Raw genomic sequence first — 9523 nt, forward strand, 5'->3', positions numbered from 1 at the left:
GTTTTTATTCTATTTTCGTGAGCATAGTCCTATTTATCTATACCACAAATTGGTAGTTAGTGCTCTAATTATTGTGTTTTGATAAATAAAATCCATGAATATCTATGGTCAGCTCAAAAATAATATTCTCTGCGCCAACGGGTATCGTGTAGTCCTCCACAGTATACTGCGTCAATTTTCCAACTTTCTTCTGAGTGTTTCATAATAAAACGATACTTTTGAAAATAGCTGTGAAAATAAGGTGGTTTGTCGATGAAACCCTCTGTCACATATCGAGTATCAGGGGCAGTCATATCGTAGGGAACAGCTCCCTCATCGGGCAACAGCTCGATAGTAGCTTTATTAGCACTTTTCATGGTAAATACAATGGTACAGCCAGTATGCAGACAGTTGAAAAAAGATGGATAATGCTCACCATGAAGACAGTCACGGCGTTGAGCCAGCATTTCTAATGTGCAGTGCGGGTCTATGAGTTGGCGATAGAGTTTTTTGAATTTTTCTTTTAACTCCTGATCGTCAGTGATTTCCTCCCGAATGCCGTCCTTGAAGCTAATGACCCGTCCTTTCTGATGAAGCCGTTCTTGCTGGACGAAATACTGATCTTCCAAACGGCCAAGCTCTTCCAAAAACTTCGTTAGCTGAGAAAGAATTTCGTCTACTGTTGGGCGAAATTTTTCAGGTGTATTAGCCAAATCAAGTTTACAAGCGTACAGTTCTCTAAATCATCGGTGTCATTTTCAGAAATGTATATCCGAACCGAAAGCGATAAATCATTTCCTATAAATTTTTCACTTCGAAACAGTTCACTCACAATATGCCAATTTTCGCTTGCATTTTCAGTTTCTAACCAAATACCCATTAACGGACCAGGTTCTCCATCCTCTGTATCTATAAAGTCATATCCGTTGCTTTGTATCAAAAAACCTGATGCTTCCTCTATTCGGTCTGATACAGAATATCTCAAATCCATATCAGCATTTTCAAGTTTTCCAGGATTAAATACTACAATGATTGTCTGCATATTTTCATCCTGCATATTCCAATTTATTGTTCTAAATATTATCATAAGCATCCAACTGATTCAATATGTCTTAATAAATTATCAGTGTTTTCTGAGCAAGGCTTTAGTCTAAAAAGAAACTTATTTTTCCATGAAAATAGAGGACACTTTCTATTTCTGAAAAATGCCCTCTTTAAGTAATTCCACTAACGCTTTTCGTGCATCCCATAGCTATGTTTTTGTTTCAGGATTCACAATTGTATGGTGTGTGGAACCCTTTCGTTTTATAGTTTTTATATGACTTGATTTGTAACAAAAAACCTTGCAAACGCCCATGTTTACAAGGTTTTTTAAACTCCCCGAGTTGGGCTCGAACCAACAACCCCGCGGTTAACAGCCGCATGCTCTACCTCCGTACATAATCTTGTACGGGATTGCGCTACAATTTCGATATTCGCTTTTCAATGTGCAGCCGGGGCAATACCTCTCCCGGTACTTCTATTATACCGTGAAATGCCCTTAACGGCAACGCATCTTTTCAGAAAAAGCACCGCAATCCTCCCATTTCATAGTGCCTGGCCGCATGGGATGAACTCTTTCTGGAAGCGTTCCTCATATGCCTCCGTAAGTATGTCCCTGACCTTATTTTTTATATCCGTGCCCTCGCTCCCACTGAACATGATCGTGACCGCCGAGCTGTTGATATGTAACCGCATGACAGGATTCCTGTCTGTCCTCATATTCTCCAAAGAAAAACCTCCTTCCATTCCCAATCTCTTTATCAAGGCCACATGAATAAGTCGGGCCTGCGCTCTTACAGTCACAAGCCCGGCCCATTGTATCTGATCTCGATTCTGTCTGCCGTATTTGCCACGCACCCTGGCAGATCCCATACACATTTATATAGGGAGGGATTGCTACAGGCTACGGATGGCTCCACCGCATCATAGCCCCGGTGCCTCACCCCGGCTTGTCCTGCCGGAAATGCCCTTCTTACTATTCCGTACATTTTCAGGGCAGATTCGTCGTCTGGATCAGAAAATTTCTTTTAAAATTTTTTCAAGATTCCCCAGGCCGTGCTCAATGGACTGCCTCACATTGCTCTCATTAACATGCTCTGCCCTGACAATGGCGCTCTTGCTCATGCCGAGAAAATAGTAGGCATAAATCCGGTTGCGCTGTTTCTCCGGCAGAGAGGCAAGTCCTTTATAAAGCTGTTCCCTGTCATAAAGCTGCTCCACAAGATCACATGGATTTTTCTGGTCTAAAGCTGCAATATCCCTTTCAATGCCTTCGGCATAATCCAGGGAATAAAAAGCCCTGTAACGGTATGTACGAATCCGGTATGCTGCTTCCAAAAGCTCATACTCCCGGAGCAGCAAAGCAATTTCCTCCGGCACCTCAGCGAATGTATCTTTTTTATAAAACGGGTAGTAATCCCGCAGATTGATTTCTTTCATGGATAATTCCTCCGATCTCGATTTTTGGTTGAATGGCAAAATCGAGGTCAGAGGCGGGGAACGGCAGGCTGGCTTTTCCCTGCCGCCAGAACATACCGGTACATCCGCCGAAAATAGAAAAATGCGAGCCTGGCTTTTTTCAGGTACGCATTTTTTGAAATACTTTGATGATGGCAGTAGGTAAATGGCTGAATCTGTCGAACCAAAAAACGCCGCAGCTTTCTGGGCTACGACGTTTAAATAGATTCTACTGTCATGTTGTCTTTCGGCGCTATATATTTTTCTGATATCCACCACTGCCCCTATCCGGGGGAGCCTAATGGGTTAAATTATACTGTAAATCCCCTCCTCCGTTCCGGCTCATTATAGCAGTCGGAATTCCTGGTTTAGTTTAAGGTTTCTATCAGTTTTTTCTCATTATAACGTAAATTTATCTTATTTCCTCTCATGGTTCAAACTTATATCTGACGCCGCGGATACTGACAATATATTCCTCTCCCCACACCTGGCAGGAGATAGTCTCAAAGGTCATGATGCGTTTTCTGTTAGTAATCAGCAGATGAAGTGCATCGAATTCTTTCGCCGTCAAATCTATCTCCTGTCCGCAAACAGTTACTTTTCTCTGCTCCGAACAGAAATATAGACCACCCTCATGAATTTCTGTAAAATGCATCCTGGTATTTGTTTCTTCGACAATGGCATCTTGTATCTGGCATGAAATTTCTGAAAAATTATTTTTTCTTTCTTTCCAAAACAAATGTAGCAAGATCCGTTTTCTGTTTCTCATCCAATAAAACGAAAAGCTTTTCCCCTATCTGTTTTCCAGATTCCGATATGTCGAGTACAACTAATTTCCCATGCAACCACCTCCCTGATAATGCAATAAGAATATCACCAGTAAAAACATTGGGGCAAATTATAGAATTCAAAAACTTCTTGCAAGTTCTGATTCCGAAGGCTTTTCCCAGCTAAAGGAACGGCTTTACTTTTCATGTTGATAGGCACCTATAAATTTGAATAACTAAAGTTAGCTGTTCACAATCGGAGAAATAACAGGTTTTCCATCTTTGTCCAACAGCAGCGTCAATCCTCCTGCATATGCAACTTTATGAAACACATAATTTACTCCAGTTTCTGTATCTACCAAAATTTGCGTTACATCAACAGTCCCTTGTGAATAAACTATCTTAAATCGTTCATTCTTAGCCATTTTATCTACCTTCTGATTCACTCAATCACCCGTTACTTTCTGCAGCATACCGTGATCCATCTCATATACTTCGTCACAGAGCAGCTCGATGTCATCTTTATTATGGCTGGCTAAAAGGATCAGTTTACCCATCCCTTTCTGCTCCAGAAAAAATTTTCTCATTTCCGCAACCCCATCCTTGTCAAGTCCATTCATCGGTTCATCTAAGATCAAAATCGCCTGGTTTTCCATTGTGGCCTGGGCGATTGCCAGCCGCTGGCGCATTCCCAGCGAATAATGGCACACCTTTTTCCTGGACTGCGGGTCAAGACCGACCTTCAGCATGATGGAATGAATGGCCGCCGGATCTTTTTTATGGGTGATACGGTATAAATATTCCAGATTGCGGTATCCTGACAGGCTGCGGATATAACCAGGTTCCTCAATGATGATCCCTGCATGTTCAAGCATATCTATCTCCTTTCCCATCTCTCTCCCATTCACTGATATTTCCCCTGAATCCACATGAAGAAAACCACAGATACATTTGAATAACACGGTTTTCCCGGAGCCGTTATATCCAACGATCCCATATATCTTTCCGCTTCTGCAGGTCATGTTTACGTCGTTCAGTACACAAATCCCCTTAAATGACTTGCTTACATTTTTCACCTCAATCAAAAACTGTTCCATCCAGACGCCTCCCTACTCTTCTTTGTACCATTGAAACTCCATTTTTCTTATTTTTATCAATATCAGGACAGCACATACTGCAATTCCAGCCGCCAACGCCATCAGCATATAAAAAACCGGCGGCTGGATAAAGCTGTCATGTAATTTCACGCCGATCTGTGTCACCCTCATCCAGTTTACAGGGACGAACATTGCCATCTTCTTCCTTAACAGAGGATGGATATTCTCAACCAGATAGATCAGAAGCACCATGACAAATGCCGCCGTGACCGCTGCGCTCCTGTTGATATAAATACTGACAGCGAACATAAAAAGACCCATAAAGCCGATTTCCAAAGTACCGATGACCACCGTCAGGGCAATCAGTTCAAACGGCGTAAACATCTGCATGGTTTCATAGGAAAAGGCAAACAGAAACCGGTATTCTTCCGGGCTGCCCGTCAATGCCAGCGTATGGTACAGTTTTCCCCAATCCAGGGTAAACTCACATGTCCCGCTTAATAAAACCATGCTGAAAAATACATTTACAGCCATGATCAAAAACGACTGTGCAAGGATCACACCGATCTGGCCTGCCGCCCATCTGCGCCTTCCTGTACGGATTACCTGATACATATTTTTATACTGCATAAATGGAACGTCTGAAAAACAGTAAATAATCCCAATCATAAATAACAATAAAAAGAAAATATTTGACAGGATAAACGGGTATGCCCACGGCGCTGCCGCATATCCCATATCTTTTGAAAACTCCACCACAGGCCTCGTATACAGATGCAGCATGACCCCCTGTAAAACTGCAACTACATAGGTCCTTGGACTGAATACCCTTTCTGTAAACATCTGCCGTAAAAGCCGGAAATATCCTGCCATGCTCATATCCTCCTTTTTGACTGCAGCACGCCTACAAAGCCAAGGAGCAGCCATGCCGCTGCCCCAAGCAAAAACGCCCATGCAAGCATTTTCAAATCACTGTCCCAGATATTATGCCTTGCGTCAAAAACCACACGCGGGTCAAATGCAGATATCTTCCGGAAGCTGTCCGCGCCAAATTCAATCAATATCTGGTAAAGCAAAACCGGTGCGGAAAATACCAGCAGCTTATTCGGCCAGAAAAGCGACAAAAACGCTGCCGCCATTGACAGGATTCCAGCAAAAATCCCCCACTGCATCCCATAGAGCAAAAACCACAGCAGATACTGCCCCTGCCCTAAAAAAGAACGGTATCCCCCATACATCAATATGTATTCCATCATCCCCTCATCTGCCCACGGCAGCCCCAGGGAACACAGCATGGAAAAACAGGTGATGCCGATTCCCATTGCCAGCATGGAAGAAAGGAAGATCACCAGCATTTTTGAAAAAACATATTTTCCATAGCTTCCGCGGATGACCAGGTACTTTGCGTAGTTATATTCCAGATCATCCGTAAACGATGCCGCATATGGCATTGCCGCCAGGGAAAAAGCCGCCAGAAATCCCGCATCATAGGAGGACAGCAGCACAGATGACAAAACGGAGCCGCCCATGTTTCCCATCCCGTCATTTGCCGATAAGAATAAAATCATGACGATTCCCATAACAGAAAAGTAAAACCCCTTATTATGGAACAGGCGGCTGATTTCTGTCCGAAAATATCCTTCCCGCTTTTTCACTAAAAAAGCACCTCCGTACCGTCTGCTGCATCGACGAACATGTACTGCGTATATTCATATTCTTTTCCGGTATCGCTGTCTGTCCCTGATTCCGTGACTTCAAACAGCCATGCAATCTTTACGTCATAGGTGCCGTCCGCCAGCTTTACCGGCATTTTGTACAGCTTGGCCCGTTTCACCGTATAGGAAGCCCCTATGACATCCCCATACTTTTTCGATACGGTTTCAGCGACTGTGCCAAAATCCAATAAGCTTACGGCATCTCCCGGTTCGGAAAAGGAATACAGCCGTGAAACTTCCAGCCTTTCTATCCCGCCTGCAGAATACAGCACCTGAACCGGCCGGTTGCTTTCGCTGTCTTCCGGAAAATCCTGGCTCCCAAAATAGACAGGGAGTCCTTCATGCTGCTGGACTGCCGCAAAGAAATAACAGTCATTTTCCGCTCCCCAGGAAAGGCCATCTGCGCTAATCTCGTTGCCTGACTTATCAAGCGCTCTGTATTCCTTTGCCATGGTCTCATGATCCAATGCATAATAATCATAAGCGGCCTCCTCCAGCTGGTATCCCGCCCCATTGATGTCTTTGAGGGCAGCGTCAAATATCGTCCGGGGATCGCCTATTTCCATGACGGCATCTTTGGAATACTTGTCCGCATTGTAATCATGATCCAGACGGAAAGCCCCGTAGATTTTCTCAAATACGGGGGTGCTGTAAACCAAGACCGTACTCGCACTCAGAAAAGCTCCATCCTCATAATGGCCGGTATAGCTGGGGTATTCCCTCCCATCCTCACCTGATCCGGTTTCGTTCCGCTCCTCCGTGGCAGTCCTCCCTTCACTGAACACTGCTTTTGCTTTCTCCATATCCGGCTTTTGGAGCGTTGCCGTAGCATGATGGAGATTTCCAAGTTCTTCCTCTTCCGATACCTGAATCATCGTATCAAAAACAACTCCATTTATGGTCTCCTGAAATGTTTCCGGAAAATCCTGTCTGCCGGCAGTGCTTCCCGTATCCCCTGATTCCGTTTCATTTCCGGCATTCCTGACATCCTCCGATCTGATTTCATTCCCGGCATCAGCCTTCGGCTGCTCCTTTGCACATCCGCTGCACCCTATACACACCAGGAGCATAACAGCAATCATGTTTTTCTTTACTTTCATAATACTTAAATCTCCTTTTCTATTTTATTTTGCAAGAAGATTATATAATAATGCGGCGCAGATTTGCCTGTTTTGTCCGTGAACCTTTCATTTTATGTCCGCGAACAAAAAAGCCGCCCACCGGGGCGACTCCTTCCAATCCACATATTACATCAGAAGAACAGTATGATTGTTATACTTAATTCTGTTCCGCTGAATTTATATTGCATCGTTCCATTATACTTTTCGACGATATTTTTTACGCTCTGCATCCCCCATCCATGCCTCGTCCGGTCATCCTTATCTGTCATCCATCTGTCGGTTTTGGGGTCAATTTGGGGCTCCTTAGATGCCGTATTGGAAACCTGGATCAAAATAAACTGATGCACACACTGTATCTTCAGACTGATTCTGGCATTGTCCGTATCCCTGCTGCCCTCTATCGCATTGTCCAGCAGATTCCCTAAAGCCGTGCATATGTCACTGGGCTGTATGCCTGTATTTACCGGTAACCTTGTATCAATATCCGTTTTAATTCCGAGCATCTCCGCTTTTTGCTTTTTGCAGCTGATGATGACATCGATAATATCATTTCCCGTAAATCTTTTTTTCACCATTTCTTTCATGGGCTCGCCGATCCGGCTGATATACTCTTTTGCCTCGTCCAAACGTTCACAGACAAGCAGCTGGTACAGGATATCTAAATGGTTGTTCAGGTCATGATACAGCCTTGCATTGCTCTCATACAGATTACTTACCGCCTGATAGTTTTCCTGCAATAATTCGTTCTGTATCTTCGCTATCCTGCCCTGATTTTTTTCGTTCTGGCTTTCCAGGCACTTGCAGCCCACATATACTCCCAGTGCGCACAGGAGCACCAGCAGCCCGAATATGCTGGATATCTCCACAGAAAAGCTGCTCTGTGCCGGTTCCCTGAAATATAAAAAGAGCAAAAACGCAATCAGCGACAGCAGCAATACCCTTTTTTCATACACACTCCGGACAAGGGGAATGATCAGTTTCCTCAGAGAAAGCACAAAAACAATCATGACAGACTTTGCAAAGACCAACAGTCCTATTCTCTGTAAGGAGAACGTCATAATCATATCGCCGTTTATATGGAACTGGTTTCCCATGGACAGGTACAGATTCGACGCCAGCATATCCGTGAAGCAAAAACACACGGTATAAAGCAGGGTAAGGGACAAAATCTTTCTGTAACTGACACGGTAAAGCGCCATTGCCGACACACTGCCCAAAAGCATCCATAACAAGAGCGTAAATGCGGAATAAAGGACGATATTGTTCACCCCCAGTATCACGGCAGCAAGGACGGCTGTTAAGATGCAGTCCCAGTATGTCCTTACATCCTTACGTTCTTCCCTGAAAGTTTTTCCTGCCAGCCAGTAAAAAAGCCCGCCTTCCGTCAGACAGGCGATCCATTCAACGAACTCAGCTAAAAATCTCATATGCGCTCACTCCAATAGGCCGCCATCCGTTCTTTCATCTCTTCCAGCCTTGGGCGGCTGGCATGGATGCGCACTCCGTTGCTCAGCAGAACCTCTTCTTTCTGAATGCTTTTAATCTGCGCAATATTCACGATGCTGCCCCGTTCCACGAAAACAAAATCCTCTGAATGAAGCTCCTTATACACATCAGCAAGGCTCTTCCTCACGCTTTTTACGCTGCCGTCCGTACAGATAATCATAGCGTTTTTGCCGTCCTTCTGAATATACACAATCTGCTTTAACGGAATCTTCTCAATCCTTGCCGCAGTCTGTATCAGATAACTCTGGTCTGACTGGGACCGTATCCTTTTTATGGCAATCCCCAAAGCTTCCGGCAGCTTTTCATCCAGGCAGCTTTTGGGAATGTACCGGAACACTTCCAGTTCATAGGCATCGACTGCATATTTCAAGTACGCAGTCACAAAAATCAGAATGGCTTCCGGCAGACAGCCCCTTATTTCTTTTGCCAGCCTCATTCCGTCTGTGCCGGGCATCTCAATATCACTCAATATGATGTCAAAATACTTCCCCTCCTGAAGATCATATTTCAACAGGTCACTGCGTCCATATGCTTTAAGCTCCGCTAAAATATGATTATTCTTCAAATACATCCGCACCTTATCCTCTATGGCTGCAAGCTGGGAAGTTTCATCTTCGCATATCGCAATATAAAGCATTCTTATCCATCTCCAACCAATTTTTTATTACTTAACTATCAGGCAATTACAGCCGGAATACGAAATGCAGCGCAATCCCGGTTCATTTTTCGGTTAACACTCACATGCCTGTTTTTGCAGCCATGCGATCTATTGTGCCTCTTTCAAGGCTTGACATTTAAACAAAGAAAACCCGCAAACGCTGATGTTTACGGGCTTTTTC

At 44.2% G+C, this 9523-nt stretch carries 12 protein-coding genes; all 12 read right to left on the reverse strand.

The genetic code is table 11. From position 1 onward, the window contains the following. Nucleotides 1–113: 113 nt before the first annotated feature. The 12 genes from VSQ61_RS22175 to VSQ61_RS22230 all read right to left on the reverse strand — a co-directional run bounded on the left by VSQ61_RS22175 (nucleotide 114) and on the right by VSQ61_RS22230 (nucleotide 9321). A complete protein-coding gene (locus VSQ61_RS22175) occupies nucleotides 114–608 on the reverse strand; it encodes a hypothetical protein (protein WP_334346496.1) in 495 nt (164 codons plus the stop codon). Nucleotides 609–655: 47 nt separating this feature from the next. After that, on the reverse strand, nucleotides 656–1021 hold the full coding sequence (locus tag VSQ61_RS22180) for a hypothetical protein (protein WP_334346497.1): 366 nt from the start codon (nucleotides 1019–1021) through the stop codon (nucleotides 656–658). Between the two features lie 545 nt (nucleotides 1022–1566). Then, nucleotides 1567–1749 (reverse strand): hypothetical protein, encoded by a 183-nt coding sequence (locus VSQ61_RS22185; protein WP_334346498.1) that lies wholly within the window; start codon nucleotides 1747–1749, stop codon nucleotides 1567–1569. 285 nt (nucleotides 1750–2034) lie between these two features. After that, nucleotides 2035–2460, reverse strand: coding sequence for a sigma-70 RNA polymerase sigma factor region 4 domain-containing protein (locus tag VSQ61_RS22190; RefSeq protein ID WP_334346499.1), 426 nt, complete (start codon nucleotides 2458–2460; stop codon nucleotides 2035–2037). A 445-nt stretch (nucleotides 2461–2905) separates the two neighbouring features. Next, nucleotides 2906–3133, reverse strand: coding sequence for a winged helix-turn-helix domain-containing protein (locus tag VSQ61_RS22195; RefSeq protein WP_334346500.1), 228 nt, complete (start codon nucleotides 3131–3133; stop codon nucleotides 2906–2908). 354 nt (nucleotides 3134–3487) lie between these two features. Beyond that, nucleotides 3488–3670, reverse strand: coding sequence for a DUF6440 family protein (locus VSQ61_RS22200; protein WP_334346501.1), 183 nt, complete (start codon nucleotides 3668–3670; stop codon nucleotides 3488–3490). A gap of 21 nt (nucleotides 3671–3691) precedes the next feature. Continuing rightward, the gene (locus VSQ61_RS22205) at nucleotides 3692–4342 is read right to left on the reverse strand and encodes an ABC transporter ATP-binding protein (RefSeq protein WP_016218518.1); all 651 of its coding nucleotides are present in this window, start codon (nucleotides 4340–4342) and stop codon (nucleotides 3692–3694) included. Between the two features lie 12 nt (nucleotides 4343–4354). Next, entirely contained in the window at nucleotides 4355–5215 is an 861-nt protein-coding gene (locus VSQ61_RS22210) for a hypothetical protein (RefSeq protein ID WP_334346502.1), read from the reverse strand. Between the two features lie 2 nt (nucleotides 5216–5217). After that, a complete protein-coding gene (locus VSQ61_RS22215; RefSeq protein ID WP_334346503.1) occupies nucleotides 5218–5997 on the reverse strand; it encodes a hypothetical protein in 780 nt (259 codons plus the stop codon). Next, entirely contained in the window at nucleotides 5997–7157 is a 1161-nt protein-coding gene (locus VSQ61_RS22220; protein WP_334346504.1) for a hypothetical protein, read from the reverse strand. The genes VSQ61_RS22215 and VSQ61_RS22220 overlap by 1 nt, the downstream gene beginning before the upstream one ends. A 152-nt stretch (nucleotides 7158–7309) precedes the next feature. Next, nucleotides 7310–8605 (reverse strand): sensor histidine kinase, encoded by a 1296-nt coding sequence (locus VSQ61_RS22225; RefSeq protein ID WP_334346505.1) that lies wholly within the window; start codon nucleotides 8603–8605, stop codon nucleotides 7310–7312. Further along, complete coding sequence (locus VSQ61_RS22230) at nucleotides 8602–9321, reverse strand: LytR/AlgR family response regulator transcription factor (RefSeq protein ID WP_172541084.1); 720 nt, start codon at nucleotides 9319–9321, stop codon at nucleotides 8602–8604. The genes VSQ61_RS22225 and VSQ61_RS22230 overlap by 4 nt, the downstream gene beginning before the upstream one ends. Nucleotides 9322–9523 lie beyond the last annotated feature (202 nt).

This window comes from Candidatus Merdisoma sp. JLR.KK006, assembly GCF_036941035.1.
In the GTDB taxonomy this organism is placed as follows: Bacteria; Bacillota; Clostridia; order Lachnospirales; family Lachnospiraceae; genus Laedolimicola.

Bases quoted from the DNA above. Each gene is read 5' to 3' on its own strand.
- VSQ61_RS22205 (WP_016218518.1), bottom strand. From the start codon at position 4,342: ATGGAACAGTTTTTGATTGAGGTGAAAAATGTAAGCAAGTCATTTAAG.
- VSQ61_RS22220 (WP_334346504.1), bottom strand. From the start codon at position 7,157: ATGAAAGTAAAGAAAAACATGATTGCTGTTATGCTCCTGGTGTGTATA.
- VSQ61_RS22195 (WP_334346500.1), bottom strand. From the start codon at position 3,133: ATGCATTTTACAGAAATTCATGAGGGTGGTCTATATTTCTGTTCGGAG.
- VSQ61_RS22230 (WP_172541084.1), bottom strand. From the start codon at position 9,321: ATGCTTTATATTGCGATATGCGAAGATGAAACTTCCCAGCTTGCAGCC.
- VSQ61_RS22225 (WP_334346505.1), bottom strand. From the start codon at position 8,605: ATGAGATTTTTAGCTGAGTTCGTTGAATGGATCGCCTGTCTGACGGAA.
- VSQ61_RS22180 (WP_334346497.1), bottom strand. From the start codon at position 1,021: ATGCAGACAATCATTGTAGTATTTAATCCTGGAAAACTTGAAAATGCT.
- VSQ61_RS22200 (WP_334346501.1), bottom strand. From the start codon at position 3,670: ATGGCTAAGAATGAACGATTTAAGATAGTTTATTCACAAGGGACTGTT.
- VSQ61_RS22190 (WP_334346499.1), bottom strand. From the start codon at position 2,460: ATGAAAGAAATCAATCTGCGGGATTACTACCCGTTTTATAAAAAAGAT.
- VSQ61_RS22210 (WP_334346502.1), bottom strand. From the start codon at position 5,215: ATGGCAGGATATTTCCGGCTTTTACGGCAGATGTTTACAGAAAGGGTA.